The following is a 12,360-nucleotide window of genomic DNA, read 5'->3' on the forward strand; positions in this document are numbered from 1 at the left end:
GCCAGGCGCACAACGCAAAAACGCCGGGCGAGCTCATGGCTCTCCCGGCGTTCTCGCTGCAGCTGCGCCGGCGCCGCCGGGCGTCGGCCTGCGTCCGGCTCAGCCGGCGGTCGTCGCCGGGGCGGCCGGCTCCGCCGCGGCGACCGGCTCGGCCGCCTGCGCGGGCGCGTCCGCCACCGGCGGCGCGTCGATGAACTCGATGAGGCTCATCGGCGCGCTGTCACCGCGGCGCGGCCCGAGCTTGATGATCCGGGTGTAGCCACCCGGCCGCCCCTCGAACCGCTTCGAGAGATCGATCATCACCTTCGCGATGATGTCGACCTTCTTGCCATCGGTCGCGACCCCCCAGCGAGGGATGTAGCTGCCCACGAGCCGCTCGGCGTGCAGCCGGCGCGCCCTGTCGCCAGGGCTGAGCTCCGCGTGCGCGGTGTACGCGACCTTGCCGAGCCGAGTCGCCTTGGTGATGAGCCGCTCGGCCACGCGCCGCAGCTCCTTCGCCTTGGCGTCGGTCGTCTCGATCCGCTCGTGGGTGATCAGGTTCGCCGTCAGGTTGCGAAGCATCGCCCTGCGGCTGGAGGTGTCCCGACCAAACTGCCTGCCCGCTTTCTTGTGACGCATGACGTTCCCTCAGTACCGACTCACGCCTGCGCCTGCTGCGCCTTCCAGCGCTCGAGGAGCTGCGGCCAGTTGTCGATCTTCATCCCGAGCGAGAGCCCCATGTTCGCGAGGATCTCTTTGATTTCCTTCAGCGACTTGCGACCGAAGTTCTTGGTCTTGAGCATGTCCTGCTCGGTCCGCTGCACCAGCTCGCCGATGAGCGTGATGTTCGCGTTCTGCAAGCAGTTCGCGGAGCGGACGCTCAGCTCGAGCTCCTCGACGGAGCGGAACAGGTTCTCGTTGAGCGGCTCGTCGTCGCTCATCACCGCTTGGTAGCTCGTCTCCTCGCTCTCCTCGAAGTTGACCCAGATGGAGAGCTGCTCCTTCAGGATCTTCGCGGCGAAGGCGACCGCATCCGCCGGCGAGACCGAGCCGTTCGTCCAGACCTCGAGCGTGAGCTTGTCGTAGTCGGTCACCTGCCCGACGCGGGCGTTCTGCACGGTGTAGTTCACCTTGCGGATGGGCGAGAACAGCGCGTCGATCGGGATCGTCCCGATGGGCATGGTCGGCGTCTTGTTCCGCTCGGCGGGCACGTAGCCGCGGCCCACGTTCACCGTGAGCTCCATCGAGAGCGGCCCCTTCTTGTCGAGCACGGCGATGAGGTGGTCGGGGTTGAGCACCGACAGCCCGTCCACCAGCTGGATGTCGCGCGCGTACACGGGCCCGGGCCCCTCGCGGTCGATCCGCACCGAGTACGTCTTCGGGGTCGCCGCCTTGAAGACGACCTCCTTGACGTTGAGGATGATGTCGCTGACGTCCTCGACCACGTCCGGCACGGTGGTGAACTCGTGCAGCGCGCCCTCGATGCGGATGGCCGTCGCCGCCGCCCCCTGGAGGGAGGAGAGCAGCACCCGCCGCAGCGAGTTGCCGATCGTGATCCCGAAGCCGCGCTCCAGGGGCTCACACGTGAACTTGGCGTAGAACTGGGTCCCGCTCTCCGCGTCGATCGAGATGCCCTTGGGCCGGATCAGATCGCGCCAGTTCCGGGCGATCATCGTGAGGTTCGGGTTGTTCATCGTCATGGCGATCTCCTTCCTTCATGAGGTTTGCGCGGAGGTCTCACGCCGCGGCCGCACTCGACCGGTCGGCGCCGCCTCCTGCCCGCATCCTTGGCTCCATGCGCCTGCGCGCCCGCGCGCAGGACGACGACGCGGAGGGGAGCCGGCAGCGAACGAGCGCACCCCGCAAGGTGCGCTCGTGGCGCTGCCCTCCTCCGCGCCGCCCTCGCGCTCAGCGCGAGTAGTACTCGACGACGAGCTGCTCGCGGATCTCGGGCTCGTTCAGATCCTCGCGGATCGGAGCGCCCTTGATCGCGCCGGTGAACGCCCCGCGATCCACGTCGATCCAGCTCGCGACCGGGCGCTTGTCCGCGCCCCCGACCGACGCGAGGACGCTCTTGAACTTGCGCGCCCCCTCGGTGAGCTCGATCCGATCGCCGGCCCGCACCACGTAGCTCGGGATGTCCAGCCGCTTGCCGTTCACGTGAACGTGCCCGTGCCGCACGAGCTGGCGCGCCTCGGCGCGCGACGAGCCGAAGCCCATCCGGTGCACCACGTTGTCGAGGCGCCGCTCCAGGAGCGCGAGCATCTCCTCGCCCGTCCGGCCCTTGCGCCGGTTGGCCTCCTGGAAGTACCCGCTGAACTGCCGCTCGAGCACGCCGTAGATGCGCCGCACCTTTTGCTTCTCGCGCAGGCGCACCGCGTACTCGCTCAGCTTGATGCGCCCCTGGCCGTGCTGGCCGGGCGGATACGGGCGCCGCGTGTACGCGCACTTCTCGGAGTAGCACCGCTCTCCCTTGAGGTAGAGCTTCATCCCCTCGCGGCGGCAGAGCTTGCAGACCGGACCAATGTAGCGAGCCATCGTGAATTACCTCAAACCCTGCGCCGCTTCGGCGGCCGGCAACCGTTGTGGGGGATCGGCGTGACGTCGCGGATGAGCGTCACCTTGAAGCCTGCGGTCTGGAGCGCGCGAAGCGCGCTCTCGCGGCCGGCCCCCGGGCCCTTCACGAACACGGCGACCGAACGCATCCCGTGCTCCTGCGCCCGCCGCGCGGCCTCTTCCGCCGCGAGCTGCGCGGCGAACGGCGTCGACTTTCGCGATCCCTTGAAGCCGCGAGCGCCAGCGGACGACCACGCAATCGCGTTGCCGTTGATGTCCGTGATCGTCACGACCGTGTTGTTGAAGGTCGACTGAATGTGCGCGATGCCCGCGGCGACATTCTTCTTGACCTTCTTCTTCTGCTTGGCCTTGGTGGTGGTGGCAGCCGTCTTCGCTTGCGCCATGGCGTCCTAATCCCCGCTCGTCACTTCGTAGCGGCCGGACGCCGCTGCAACATGCCCTTGCGCGGACCCTTCCGGGTGCGCGCGTTCGTGTGCGTCCTCTGCCCGTTCGCCGGGAGGCCACGCCGGTGGCGGAGCCCGCGGTAGCAGCCGAGGTCCATGAGCCGCTTGATGTTGAGCTGCACCTCGCGCCGCAGGTCGCCCTCGACCTTGTACTCGGCGTCGAGCAGGTCGCGGATCGCCTTCACCTCGGCGTCGCTGAGCTCCTCGACGCGCCTGTTCGGCGCGATGTTGGTCTTCTCGCAGATCTGCAACGCGAGAGTCCGCCCGATGCCGTAGAGGTACGGCAGGGCGTAGGCGACATGCTTCCGACGCGGGAGATCGACACCAGCGATACGAGCCATGGTTACTCCAAACCGAAACGAGGGCGGGCTTCCGCCGAAAGAGCTAGTTCCCCTGGCGCTGCTTGTGGCGGGGGTTCTCGCAGATGATCCGCACGACACCACGCCGCCGCACCACCTTGCACTTGTCGCAAATCTTCTTGACGCTCGGGCGCACCTTCACGGGGAGCCTCCAGATTCCTCAAAAAACTACGTTACTTGTGCCGGTACGTGATCCGGCCACGGCTCGGGTCGTACGGCGAGACCTCGACGGTCACGCGGTCGCCCGGCAGGATCTTGATGTAGTACTGCCGCATCCGGCCGCTGATGGTCGCGAGGACGCCCAGGCCGTTGTCCGCCTTCACGCGAAACATGGCGTTCGGCAGGGCCTCTTGAACCACGCCGTCGAACTCGAGCTTGTCGCCCTTCGGTTCCTTCGGCGGTCTGGCTTGTTTCGTACGCCTCATTCTCCACCCGAGCCCGATCGGCCGAGAGCCGACAACACCCTGTGCGTAACTTCTTCTGGCTTCCCGACCCCGTCGACGCGATGCAGCAGCTGCTTCTGCTCGTAAAACGGGAGAAGGGCAGCCGTCATCGCCTCGTAGGCATCGAGCCGCTTGGCAACAGCCTCGGGCCGATCATCGGCCCGATGCTCTAGCTCCGCACCGGGGGGCGGCGGATTATAGACGAGATGATATATCTGTCCACTGCGTTTGTCGGTCCGACGATGGATCAAGCGTTCCTCGAGCAGGGGGCGCGGAACGTCCAGCTGGAGCACCGCATCAATCCGCTTGCCGCCCTGGCTGGCGAGGAGCTCGTCGAGCGCGGTCGCCTGGGGCACCGTCCTGGGAAATCCGTCCAGGAGGAAACCGTTGCCACAGTCGGGCTCGGCCGTTCGTTTAGCGATGAGACCGATGACAGCCTCATCGGGCAGGAGCCCGCCCGAGTCCATGATGTCCAGGTAACGCTTCTCCAGCGTGCCTGCCCGCTTCGCCTCGCGCAGCATGTCGCCGGTCGAGATCTGCGGGACGCCGAAGCGCGAGCACAGCAGCTTCGCTTGCGTACCCTTCCCAGCTCCAGGAGGCCCCACCAGAACCAAGATCATTTGCCCTCCGTCACGCTTCCGGCAGCCTGCGGCCGCGGATGCGGGTGGCACCGGGGCCCGTCAGCCCCTCGTAGCTCCGCGTGATCAGGTGCGCCTCCAGCTGGTTCACCGTGTCGAGCGCGACGCCCACGACAATCATGAGCGACGTCCCGCCGAAGCCGAAGGGGACACGCAGCAGGTTGCCGACGATCGAGGGGACCACGCACACCGCGGCGACGTAGAGCGCGCCGCCCACGGTGATCCGCTGGATCACCCGGTGGATGTAGTCCGCCGTCTGCTTGCCTGGCCGGATCCCGGGGATGTTTGCCTGCTGCTTCTTCAGGTTCTCGGCGACGTCCACCGGCTGGAACGTGACGTTCGTGTAGAAGAAGCAGAAGAAGATGATGAGCAGCGCGTAGCCGGTGTTGAAGACCCAGTCCCCCCGGTTGATGATCGCCTGGAGCGCGTTGGCCCCGGGCACGTTCATGTTCGCGAGCGTCTGCGGGAACATCAGCAGCGACGACGCGAAGATGGGGGGGATGGTGCCCGCGGTGTTCACCTTGAGCGGCAGGTGCGCCGTCTGCCCGCCGTACACGCGGCGGCCGACCTGGCGCCGCGAGTACACGATCGGGATCTGGCGCCTGCCGTTCTCGAAGAACGCGATGATCCCGATGACGAACACGATGAACGCGGCGACCGCGGCCATCGTCAGCGGCTGGAGATCGCCGGCGTTCTGGGCGAAGTAGTTGCCGATCTGCTGGGGGATGCTCGTGATGATGCTCGCGAAGATCAGGAGCGAGACGCCGTTCGAGACCCCGCGCTCGGTGATCTGCTCGCCGATCCACATCAGGAACGCGGTCCCGGTCGTCAGCGTGATGACCGTCATCAGCTGGAAGCCGATGCCGGGGTGGTTCACGATGCCGGCCCCCGTCTCGCTGCTCGACAGACCCTCCAGCATCTTCGCGATCGAGAAGGCCTGGAACAGCGAGAGCGCGACCGTGCCGTACCGCGTGTACTGATCGAGCCGGCGACGCCCCTGTTCGCCCTCTTTTCGCAGCTCGTCGATGGGCTTGTACACCATGCCCATGAGCTGCATGATGATCGATGCCGAGATGTACGGCATGATCCCGAGCGCGAAGATCGACAGGTTCTCCAGCGCTCCGCCGGAGAACATGTTGAAGAAGCCGATGAGCCCCCCGGACTGCTTCGCGACGTACTGCCGCATCGCGTTCCGGTCGACGCCCGGGGTCGTCACGAACACGCCGACCCGGTAGACCGCGAGCATCACCAGGGTGAAGATCACGCGTCGCCGGAGCTCGGGGATCTTATGGAAGTTGGTGATTCCCGCGAGGCTGGCCATAGGCGATCCTGGACTCCGGCTTGGTGGGGGCGCGTGCGCGCTGGCTACGAGGACGAGGCGCCCGTCGAGTTGTCCTGAGAGGCGGGCGACGCGAGCACGACCGCCTTGCCTCCCGCCTTCTCGATCTTCTCGATCGCTCCCTTGGAGAAGCGATGCGCGCTCACCGTGAGCTTCTTCGTGAGCTCGCCGCTGCCGAGGATCTTCAGGACGTCGAACCGGCCCTGCACGAGGCGGCTCGCCTGGAGCGCGGCCACGTCGACCTGGGCGCCGTCGTCGAACGCCTCGAGGGCGCCGACGTTGACGTTGGCGACGATGTCCGCGAGCGGGTTCCGGAAGCCACGCTTCGGGAGGCGGCGCTGGATCGGCGTCTGCCCGCCCTGGAAGTGCTTCTTGTTGATGTTGCCGCCCGCCCGCGCCTTCTGCCCTTTTTGTCCGCGGCCAGCCGTCTTGCCGACGCCCGACCCCACGCCGCGGCCAACGCGGAGCCTCTTGGTTACGGCGCCTTCAGGGGCTTGGAGCTTAGAGAGGATGTCCATGTTTCACACTTCCGTACGCGGCAACTCCGCGGGGATGACGATCTCGCTTCTCAGGACTTCAGGGAGGTTGCCTCGTCGGCGACCTCCTCCACCTCGACCAGGTGGAGGATCTTCTTCACCATGCCACGGAACGAGGGCGTGTTCGCGACGACCACCTCGGACCCCGGCCCGCGCAGGCCGAGCCCCTTGATGACCCTCCGGGTGTGCTCGACCTGGCCGATGTTGCTGATCTTCTGACGTACGCGGAGCTTCACTGCGAGCCTCCTTCAGCGCCGCCGCCCTGCGCGCCGCCCGGCCCGGGGGGCGCCACGCTCGCGCGCCGGCGACCCGCGGTGCCAGTGCCGCCGCGGCGCTGGTAGTCGAGCGAGTCGAGCTGCATCGACCGCTTCCCGGCGACGCTCTCCGGGCTCTTCAGCCCGCGGAGCGCCGCGACGGTCGCGTGCACGACGTTGTGCGGGTTGCTCGTGCCGAGCGACTTCGACAGCACGTCGTGGATCCCCGCCGACTCGACGACGGCGCGCACCGCGCCGCCGGCGATGACGCCCGTCCCAGGGCTGGCCGGCTTCAGCAGGACCTTACCCGCCCCGACGTGGCCGAACGAGTCGTGCGGGATGGTCACACCGTCGAGCGGGATGCGGAACAGGTTCTTGCGAGCCTGGTCGTTCCCCTTGCGGATGGCCTCCGGCACCTCGTTGGCCTTGCCCAGGCCGACGCCCACGTGCCCCGCTTCGTCGCCCACCACGACCAGCGCCGAGAAGCTGAAACGCCGGCCGCCCTTGACGACCTTGGCGACGCGGTTGATGTGGATGACTCGCTCTTTCAGCTTCTCTTCGTCGACATGATCGAACGCCATAACCGTCCTCTATCACGTTCTCCGCCGCGGCAGTTGACCGCGCCCGCCGCCCTCACCATCAGGGCAGCGGCTGTGGGAGTCAGAAATCGAGACCTGCCTCGCGCGCCGCCTGGGCGAGGGCGCTGACGCGCCCGTGGTACAGATAGCCGTTGCGGTCGAAGACCACCTTGTCGATCTGCTTCTCCTTGCAGATCTTCGCGATCAGCGCCCCGACCTTCTTCGCCGCCTCGACCTTGTTGTCCTCGTCGAGCGAGCCCTTCAGATCCTTCGACAGCGTCGAAGCGTGGGCGAGGGTCTTGCCGCTCACGTCGTCGATGACCTGCGCGTAGATGTGCTTCGAGCTGCGGAAGACGCTGAGGCGCGGGCGCTCCGGCGTCCCCTCGACCTTCTTGCGGATGCGGAGCTTCCGGCGCTCCCGACCGACGATTTTCATGCCCATGACCGTCTCGTCCCTCGGTGCAGCGGCGTCGCCGCCGCTGCTCGCCTTTACTTCTTGCCGCCCTTGCCGGCCTTGCCAGCCTTCTCCCGCACGCGCTCGCCGCGGTACCGCACGCCCTTGCCGCCGTACGGCTCCGGCGGCCTGAAGCCGCGGATCGTCGCGGCCGTCTGCCCGATGAGCTCCTTGTCCGCGCCCGTCAGGACGAGGATCGTGCCCTTCGAGTCCGCCGGGATCGTCGCGGTCAGGCCCGTCGGCACCGCGAACGTCACGGGGTGGGAGAAGCCGAGGGCGAAGTTCAGCGTCGTGCCCTTGAGCTCGACGCGGTAGCCGGTCCCCTTGAGCTCGAGCGTCCGCTCGTACCCCTCGGCGACGCCCTTCACCATCGCGGCCACGAGCGCCCGCGTGAGCCCCTGGAGGCGCGAACCGTCGCGCCCAGGCGCCACCGAGCTCACGTGCAGCCTGCTCCCCTCGAGCTTGATGTCCACCTTGTCGGTGATCGCGCGGGAGAGCTGCCCCTTCGGGCCCTTGACGTCGATCTTCCGGCCGTTGACGGTCGCGGTGACCCCCTTCGGCAGATCGATCGGACGCTTGCCGACGCGCGACGTCTTGGTCGCGAGCCGGCTGTCACCGTTCGCGTTGCCCTTCGCAGGCTGGGCTGTGTTCGCCTGAGCTTCCATCACCACACCTCGCAGAGCAGCTCGCCGCCCACCTTCAGGCGGCGCGCATCCCTGTCGCTCATGAGCCCGCGGGACGTGCTCAGGATCGAGATCCCGAGCCCGCTGAACACGCGCGGGATCCTGTCGTGGCGCACGTACACGCGGCGCCCGGGGCGGGAGACGCGGCGCACGCCGTCGATCGCGCTCTGGCGGTCGCGCCCGTACTTGAGCACGATCGTCAGCTTCTTGGGACCTTCGCCCTCGGTCTCGCGCACGTCGGCGATGAAGCCCTCGGACTTGAGGATCTCCGCGACCGCGGCTTTGATGCGGCTCGCGGGGACCTCGGTCCGGTCGTGCCGCGCGAGCGCCGCGTTGCGAATGCGGGTCAGCATGTCGGCGATGGGATCGGTCATCATAGAATCACCAGCTGGCCTTGATCACACCAGGGAGCTCACCACGGAGCGCGAACAACCGAAGGCAGACACGGCAGAGCTCGAAGTCGCGGTAGTAAGCGCGCGAGCGCCCGCACACCTTGCAACGGTTCTTGTGCCGCGTAGAAAACTTCGGCGGACGGTTCAGCTTCGCAAACTCTTTTGCACGGGCCATCGAAAATCCCTCAATGCCGGAACGGGATGCCAAGCTCGGTGAGGAGCGCGCGTCCTTCCTCGTCCGTCTTCGCCGTGGTCACGAACGAGATGTTGAGCCCCTTCACGACGTCGATCTTGTCGTAGTCGATCTCGGGGAAGATGATCTGCTCGCGCAGGCCCATCGTGAAGTTGCCCTTGCCGTCGAACCCCTTCGGGCTGACGCCCTTGAAGTCGCGGACGCGCGGCAGCGAGAACGAGATCAGGCGATCCACGAACTCCCACATCCGCTCGGCGCGCAGGGTCACCATCACCCCGATGGGCAGGTTCTCGCGCAGCTTGAAGGTCGCGATCGACTTCCGAGCCCGGGTCACCACCGGCTTCTGGCCGGAGATCGCCCGCATGTCCTCGACCGCCGAGTCGATGATCTTCGGGTTCTGCACCGCCGCGCCGAGCCCCATGTTGATCACCACCTTCTGCAGGCGGGGCACCATCATCGGGTTCTTGTAGCCGAACCGCTTCGAGAGCGCGGCGGTCACGGACTTCTGGTAGTGCGTGCGCAGCCGCGGGGTGTAGTTTGGGTCGCGCGGGCGCGCCTCGGCCGGCTCGGCGGCCTCGACCTCCGCGCCCTTGCCCTTCGCGCCCTTGGCTTCCTTGCTCTTGGCGGGCGCCTGCGGCTTGGCCTGCTGCGGCTTGGGCTTGTCCTTGCCCTTGCCGCCGTCCTTGGCCGCCTTGTCCTTGTCCTTCTTGTCCGCCATGGCTAGCCCACACCGATCGCGCTGCCGCTCTTGCCGACGCGCGTCTTCTTGCCGTCCTCACCGACGCGGATCTTCACGCGCGTCGGCTTGCCCGTCGCCGGATCGACCGGCATGACCTTGGAGGCGTGAATCGGCGCCTCCTTGGTGATCTTCCCGCCCTCCTGGTTCCGCGGCGTGGGCCGCTGGTGGCGGGTCACCGTGTTCAGGCCCTCCACCACCACGCGATCCTCGTCGGCGAGGATCTTGGTGATGCGGCCTTGCTTCCCCTGCTCCTTGCCGCTGATGACCTGCACGAGGTCACCGACCCTGAGGCGCTTCATCAGAGGACCTCCGGCGCGAGCGAGATGATCTTCATGAACTTCTTCGCGCGCAGCTCGCGAGCGACCGGCCCGAAGATGCGGGTGCCGATCGGCTCCTTCTCTTTGTTGATGAGGACCGCGCTGTTCCCATCGAACTTGATGTAGCTGCCGTCCGAGCGGAGGTACTCCCGGGCGGTGCGGACGACGACGGCGCGCGCCGTGTCCCCCTTCTTCACCTTGGTCCCCGGCAGCGCCTCCTTGATCGACACGACGATGACGTCGCCGAGCGCGGCGTACTTGCGGCGCGAGCCGCCGAGCACCTTGATGCACTTCACGATTCGGGCGCCGGAGTTGTCCGCGACCTCGAGATGCGTCGACACCTGGATCATGGCGCTACTCCTCCACCGGCCTGGCAACGAGCTTGGTCACGAGCCACCGCTTGTCGCGGGAGATCGGCCTGTGCTCCGTGATCTCGACGCGGTCGCCCACCTTGTACTGGTTCGTCTCGTCGTGCGCCTTGTAGCGCTCCCGCTGACGGACGTACTTCTTGTACACAGGGTCGAGCGCGTTCCGGATGACCTCGACGGTGACCGTCTTGTCCATCTTGTCGCTGGTCACCTTGCCGACCAGCTTGCGCCGGAAGCCGTGCGCCTTCGCCTCGGTCTCGGCCTGCGCAGGCGCGGCGGCTGCCAGCTCGGGCGCCGCAGCGACCGGCTGCTGGTTCTCTGCCTTCTTCTTCGTCGCCATGGCTACGCCTTCTCCTCGGCACGCGCGCGCTGCGTGAGGATCGTCTTCACCCGCGCGAGATCCCGCTTCGCCTTGCGGATCGTCGCCGTGTCGTTCAGCCGATTCGTGAAATTCTTGAACCGCGCCTCGAACAGGCCCGCCGCCAGCGACTTCTCGAGCTCGCGCAAGTGCTCGGTGGTGCGTTCACGCAAATCCTTCGCCTTCATCGCTTCCCTCACGTCAGCCCGCGGACGAGGAACTTGCACTGCATCGGGAGCTTGTGCGACGCGAGGCGGAAGGCCTCCTTCGCGATCTCCTCGCTCACGCCGCTGATCTCGTACATCACGCGGCCCGGCTTCACGACGGCGCACCACTCCTCGGGCGCGCCCTTGCCCCCACCCATGCGGACCTCGAGCGGCTTCTTCGTCACCGGGCGGTCCGGGAAGATGCGGATCCACAGCTTGCCCGCGCGCTTCACGTGCCGCTGGATCGCCATACGGGCCGCCTCGATCTGCCGCGAGGTGACGCGGGCAGGCTCGACGCACTGGAGCGCAAAGTCGCCGAAGGAGACGTCGCTGCCCGTCATGGCGAGGCCGCGGTTGTTCCCCTTCTGCATCTTGCGGAACTTGGTTCGCTTCGGAGACAGCATTCTGCAATCCCTCTACTGGATCCGGCGCGCCTTACGCTGCAGGACCTCGCCCTTGAACATCCAGACCTTCACGCCGATGATGCCGACCTTCGTCTTCGCCTCGGCCAGGCCGAACTCGATGTCGGCGCGGAGCGTGTGCAGCGGCACCCGGCCCTCGCGGTAGGTCTCGACGCGGCTCATCTCGCTGCCACCGAGCCTGCCGGCGCAGCGCACGCGGATGCCCTTCGCGCCGAACTTCATCGCGGTGGAGACCGCCTTCTTCATCGCCCGGCGGAACGCGATCCGGCGCTCGAGCTGCGTCGCGATGTTCTCGGCGACGAGCTGCGCGTTGGTCTCGGCCTTCCGGACCTCCTGCACGTCGATGAACACCTCGTTGTCGGTGAACGAGGACACGCCGGGGAAGAGGGTCTCGCCCTTCGACGCGGTGCCGACGTTGCCGCTCTTCAGCGTCTCGATCCCCTTGCCGCCCTTGCCGATCACCATGCCGGGGCGGGCGGTGAAGACGATCACCTTCGCGCGGTTCGCGGCGCGCTCGATCTCCACGCCGGCGATGTTCGCGTTGTAGAGGTACTGCTTGATCGCGCGCTTGATGCGGATGTCCTGGTGGAGCCACTTCTGATACGCGGCGCCGTCCTCGTACCACTTGCTGCTCCACGTCTTGATGACACCGACGCGGAAGCCATACGGATGGGTCTTCTGTCCCATATCGGCAGGTCCTCTACTTACTTTCTCTCGTCGACTTCGATGACGATGTGCGACACGCCCTTGGTGATCCGGGTCGCACGACCCATCGCGCGCGGCCGCCAGCGGCGGTTGAACTTGTTCGGCCCCTTGTCGACGGTGGCCTTGCTGATGAAGAGCGCGTCGATGTCGGCGCCCGCCTGCTGGGCGTTCGCGACCGCGCTCTCGATGATCTTCCGCAGGACGGGGGCGCCGCTCTTCTGCGTGAACGAGAGCAGCTGGATCGCCTCGTCCGCGTCGCGACCTCGGACGAGATCGGCGATCATGCGTGCCTTGCGCGGGGCGATCCGCGAAAACATCGCACTGGCTTTGCTTACCATTCGAGACACCTCGCGACACCGGCGGGCGGAGTGACTCCG

24 protein-coding genes are annotated in these 12,360 nt (G+C 67.1%); all 24 read right to left on the bottom strand.

What is annotated here, in order from left to right; genetic code table 11:
- Positions 1-99: 99 nt before the first annotated feature.
- Positions 100-618 (bottom strand): 50S ribosomal protein L17, encoded by a 519-nt coding sequence (gene rplQ, locus NQZ70_RS45855; protein ID WP_129579866.1) that lies wholly within the window; start codon positions 616-618, stop codon positions 100-102.
- A gap of 20 nt (positions 619-638) precedes the next feature.
- On the bottom strand, positions 639-1,679 hold the full coding sequence (locus tag NQZ70_RS45860; RefSeq protein WP_020740962.1) for a DNA-directed RNA polymerase subunit alpha: 1,041 nt from the start codon (positions 1,677-1,679) through the stop codon (positions 639-641).
- 208 nt (positions 1,680-1,887) lie between these two features.
- A complete protein-coding gene (gene rpsD, locus NQZ70_RS45865) occupies positions 1,888-2,517 on the bottom strand; it encodes a 30S ribosomal protein S4 (protein WP_129579867.1) in 630 nt (209 codons plus the stop codon).
- An 11-nt stretch (positions 2,518-2,528) separates the two neighbouring features.
- Positions 2,529-2,939: a 30S ribosomal protein S11 gene (gene rpsK, locus NQZ70_RS45870; protein WP_020740964.1), complete on the bottom strand. Its 411-nt coding sequence runs from the start codon at positions 2,937-2,939 to the stop codon at positions 2,529-2,531.
- Between the two features lie 20 nt (positions 2,940-2,959).
- A complete protein-coding gene (gene rpsM / locus NQZ70_RS45875; protein WP_129579868.1) occupies positions 2,960-3,340 on the bottom strand; it encodes a 30S ribosomal protein S13 in 381 nt (126 codons plus the stop codon).
- A gap of 43 nt (positions 3,341-3,383) precedes the next feature.
- The gene (gene rpmJ / locus NQZ70_RS45880) at positions 3,384-3,500 is read right to left on the bottom strand and encodes a 50S ribosomal protein L36 (protein WP_012240549.1); all 117 of its coding nucleotides are present in this window, start codon (positions 3,498-3,500) and stop codon (positions 3,384-3,386) included.
- Between the two features lie 31 nt (positions 3,501-3,531).
- On the bottom strand, positions 3,532-3,783 hold the full coding sequence (infA, locus tag NQZ70_RS45885; protein ID WP_129579869.1) for a translation initiation factor IF-1: 252 nt from the start codon (positions 3,781-3,783) through the stop codon (positions 3,532-3,534).
- Positions 3,780-4,421, bottom strand: a complete 642-nt coding sequence (locus NQZ70_RS45890) for an adenylate kinase (protein WP_129579870.1) — start codon at positions 4,419-4,421, stop codon at positions 3,780-3,782. Before NQZ70_RS45890 ends, infA begins: the two co-directional genes overlap by 4 nt.
- Before the next feature lie 10 nt (positions 4,422-4,431).
- Complete coding sequence (secY, locus tag NQZ70_RS45895; protein ID WP_129579871.1) at positions 4,432-5,760, bottom strand: preprotein translocase subunit SecY; 1,329 nt, start codon at positions 5,758-5,760, stop codon at positions 4,432-4,434.
- Between the two features lie 44 nt (positions 5,761-5,804).
- Positions 5,805-6,296 carry a 50S ribosomal protein L15 gene (rplO, locus tag NQZ70_RS45900; protein ID WP_129579872.1) on the bottom strand — a complete coding sequence of 164 codons (492 nt, stop codon included), beginning with the start codon at positions 6,294-6,296 and terminating at the stop codon, positions 5,805-5,807.
- A 50-nt stretch (positions 6,297-6,346) separates the two neighbouring features.
- Entirely contained in the window at positions 6,347-6,550 is a 204-nt protein-coding gene (rpmD, locus tag NQZ70_RS45905; RefSeq protein WP_129579873.1) for a 50S ribosomal protein L30, read from the bottom strand.
- Entirely contained in the window at positions 6,547-7,149 is a 603-nt protein-coding gene (rpsE, locus tag NQZ70_RS45910) for a 30S ribosomal protein S5 (RefSeq protein ID WP_129579874.1), read from the bottom strand. Before rpsE ends, rpmD begins: the two co-directional genes overlap by 4 nt.
- A gap of 79 nt (positions 7,150-7,228) precedes the next feature.
- Positions 7,229-7,588 (bottom strand): 50S ribosomal protein L18, encoded by a 360-nt coding sequence (gene rplR / locus NQZ70_RS45915; RefSeq protein ID WP_129579875.1) that lies wholly within the window; start codon positions 7,586-7,588, stop codon positions 7,229-7,231.
- Between the two features lie 47 nt (positions 7,589-7,635).
- On the bottom strand, positions 7,636-8,265 hold the full coding sequence (rplF, locus tag NQZ70_RS45920; protein ID WP_129579876.1) for a 50S ribosomal protein L6: 630 nt from the start codon (positions 8,263-8,265) through the stop codon (positions 7,636-7,638).
- Positions 8,265-8,660: a 30S ribosomal protein S8 gene (rpsH, locus tag NQZ70_RS45925; protein ID WP_061609602.1), complete on the bottom strand. Its 396-nt coding sequence runs from the start codon at positions 8,658-8,660 to the stop codon at positions 8,265-8,267. The genes rplF and rpsH overlap by 1 nt, the downstream gene beginning before the upstream one ends.
- A gap of 4 nt (positions 8,661-8,664) precedes the next feature.
- On the bottom strand, positions 8,665-8,850 hold the full coding sequence (locus tag NQZ70_RS45930; protein ID WP_080682593.1) for a type Z 30S ribosomal protein S14: 186 nt from the start codon (positions 8,848-8,850) through the stop codon (positions 8,665-8,667).
- Positions 8,851-8,860: 10 nt separating this feature from the next.
- On the bottom strand, positions 8,861-9,586 hold the full coding sequence (rplE, locus tag NQZ70_RS45935; protein ID WP_408022405.1) for a 50S ribosomal protein L5: 726 nt from the start codon (positions 9,584-9,586) through the stop codon (positions 8,861-8,863).
- 2 nt (positions 9,587-9,588) lie between these two features.
- Positions 9,589-9,906 (bottom strand): 50S ribosomal protein L24, encoded by a 318-nt coding sequence (gene rplX / locus NQZ70_RS45940; protein WP_129579877.1) that lies wholly within the window; start codon positions 9,904-9,906, stop codon positions 9,589-9,591.
- Entirely contained in the window at positions 9,906-10,274 is a 369-nt protein-coding gene (gene rplN / locus NQZ70_RS45945) for a 50S ribosomal protein L14 (protein ID WP_020740977.1), read from the bottom strand. Before rplN ends, rplX begins: the two co-directional genes overlap by 1 nt.
- A 4-nt stretch (positions 10,275-10,278) precedes the next feature.
- On the bottom strand, positions 10,279-10,578 hold the full coding sequence (rpsQ, locus tag NQZ70_RS45950) for a 30S ribosomal protein S17 (RefSeq protein ID WP_061628603.1): 300 nt from the start codon (positions 10,576-10,578) through the stop codon (positions 10,279-10,281).
- A 56-nt stretch (positions 10,579-10,634) separates the two neighbouring features.
- Entirely contained in the window at positions 10,635-10,838 is a 204-nt protein-coding gene (gene rpmC, locus NQZ70_RS45955) for a 50S ribosomal protein L29 (RefSeq protein WP_012240564.1), read from the bottom strand.
- An 8-nt stretch (positions 10,839-10,846) separates the two neighbouring features.
- Positions 10,847-11,260 (bottom strand): 50S ribosomal protein L16, encoded by a 414-nt coding sequence (gene rplP, locus NQZ70_RS45960; RefSeq protein WP_020740979.1) that lies wholly within the window; start codon positions 11,258-11,260, stop codon positions 10,847-10,849.
- A 12-nt stretch (positions 11,261-11,272) separates the two neighbouring features.
- Complete coding sequence (gene rpsC / locus NQZ70_RS45965) at positions 11,273-11,965, bottom strand: 30S ribosomal protein S3 (protein WP_020740980.1); 693 nt, start codon at positions 11,963-11,965, stop codon at positions 11,273-11,275.
- 17 nt (positions 11,966-11,982) lie between these two features.
- Positions 11,983-12,321, bottom strand: coding sequence for a 50S ribosomal protein L22 (gene rplV / locus NQZ70_RS45970; RefSeq protein WP_012240567.1), 339 nt, complete (start codon positions 12,319-12,321; stop codon positions 11,983-11,985).
- Positions 12,322-12,360 lie beyond the last annotated feature (39 nt).

The organism is Sorangium sp. So ce836, from assembly GCF_028553905.1.
GTDB lineage: Bacteria > Myxococcota_A > Polyangia > Polyangiales > Polyangiaceae > Sorangium > Sorangium cellulosum_D.

What these genes read in the sequence shown, in the direction of transcription:
- rplQ (WP_129579866.1), bottom strand. Translation starts at nt 618, where the DNA reads ATGCGTCACAAGAAAGCGGGCAGGCAGTTTGGTCGGGACACCTCCAGC.
- NQZ70_RS45860 (WP_020740962.1), bottom strand. Translation starts at nt 1,679, where the DNA reads ATGACGATGAACAACCCGAACCTCACGATGATCGCCCGGAACTGGCGC.
- rpsD (WP_129579867.1), bottom strand. Translation starts at nt 2,517, where the DNA reads ATGGCTCGCTACATTGGTCCGGTCTGCAAGCTCTGCCGCCGCGAGGGG.
- rpsK (WP_020740964.1), bottom strand. Translation starts at nt 2,939, where the DNA reads ATGGCGCAAGCGAAGACGGCTGCCACCACCACCAAGGCCAAGCAGAAG.
- rpsM (WP_129579868.1), bottom strand. Translation starts at nt 3,340, where the DNA reads ATGGCTCGTATCGCTGGTGTCGATCTCCCGCGTCGGAAGCATGTCGCC.
- infA (WP_129579869.1), bottom strand. Translation starts at nt 3,783, where the DNA reads ATGAGGCGTACGAAACAAGCCAGACCGCCGAAGGAACCGAAGGGCGAC.
- NQZ70_RS45890 (WP_129579870.1), bottom strand. Translation starts at nt 4,421, where the DNA reads ATGATCTTGGTTCTGGTGGGGCCTCCTGGAGCTGGGAAGGGTACGCAA.
- secY (WP_129579871.1), bottom strand. Translation starts at nt 5,760, where the DNA reads ATGGCCAGCCTCGCGGGAATCACCAACTTCCATAAGATCCCCGAGCTC.
- rplO (WP_129579872.1), bottom strand. Translation starts at nt 6,296, where the DNA reads ATGGACATCCTCTCTAAGCTCCAAGCCCCTGAAGGCGCCGTAACCAAG.
- rpsE (WP_129579874.1), bottom strand. Translation starts at nt 7,149, where the DNA reads ATGGCGTTCGATCATGTCGACGAAGAGAAGCTGAAAGAGCGAGTCATC.
- rplR (WP_129579875.1), bottom strand. Translation starts at nt 7,588, where the DNA reads ATGGGCATGAAAATCGTCGGTCGGGAGCGCCGGAAGCTCCGCATCCGC.
- rplF (WP_129579876.1), bottom strand. Translation starts at nt 8,265, where the DNA reads ATGGAAGCTCAGGCGAACACAGCCCAGCCTGCGAAGGGCAACGCGAAC.
- rpsH (WP_061609602.1), bottom strand. Translation starts at nt 8,660, where the DNA reads ATGATGACCGATCCCATCGCCGACATGCTGACCCGCATTCGCAACGCG.
- NQZ70_RS45930 (WP_080682593.1), bottom strand. Translation starts at nt 8,850, where the DNA reads ATGGCCCGTGCAAAAGAGTTTGCGAAGCTGAACCGTCCGCCGAAGTTT.
- rplE (WP_408022405.1), bottom strand. Translation starts at nt 9,586, where the DNA reads ATGGCGGACAAGAAGGACAAGGACAAGGCGGCCAAGGACGGCGGCAAG.
- rplX (WP_129579877.1), bottom strand. Translation starts at nt 9,906, where the DNA reads ATGAAGCGCCTCAGGGTCGGTGACCTCGTGCAGGTCATCAGCGGCAAG.
- rplN (WP_020740977.1), bottom strand. Translation starts at nt 10,274, where the DNA reads ATGATCCAGGTGTCGACGCATCTCGAGGTCGCGGACAACTCCGGCGCC.
- rpmC (WP_012240564.1), bottom strand. Translation starts at nt 10,838, where the DNA reads ATGAAGGCGAAGGATTTGCGTGAACGCACCACCGAGCACTTGCGCGAG.
- rplP (WP_020740979.1), bottom strand. Translation starts at nt 11,260, where the DNA reads ATGCTGTCTCCGAAGCGAACCAAGTTCCGCAAGATGCAGAAGGGGAAC.
- rpsC (WP_020740980.1), bottom strand. Translation starts at nt 11,965, where the DNA reads ATGGGACAGAAGACCCATCCGTATGGCTTCCGCGTCGGTGTCATCAAG.
- rplV (WP_012240567.1), bottom strand. Translation starts at nt 12,321, where the DNA reads ATGGTAAGCAAAGCCAGTGCGATGTTTTCGCGGATCGCCCCGCGCAAG.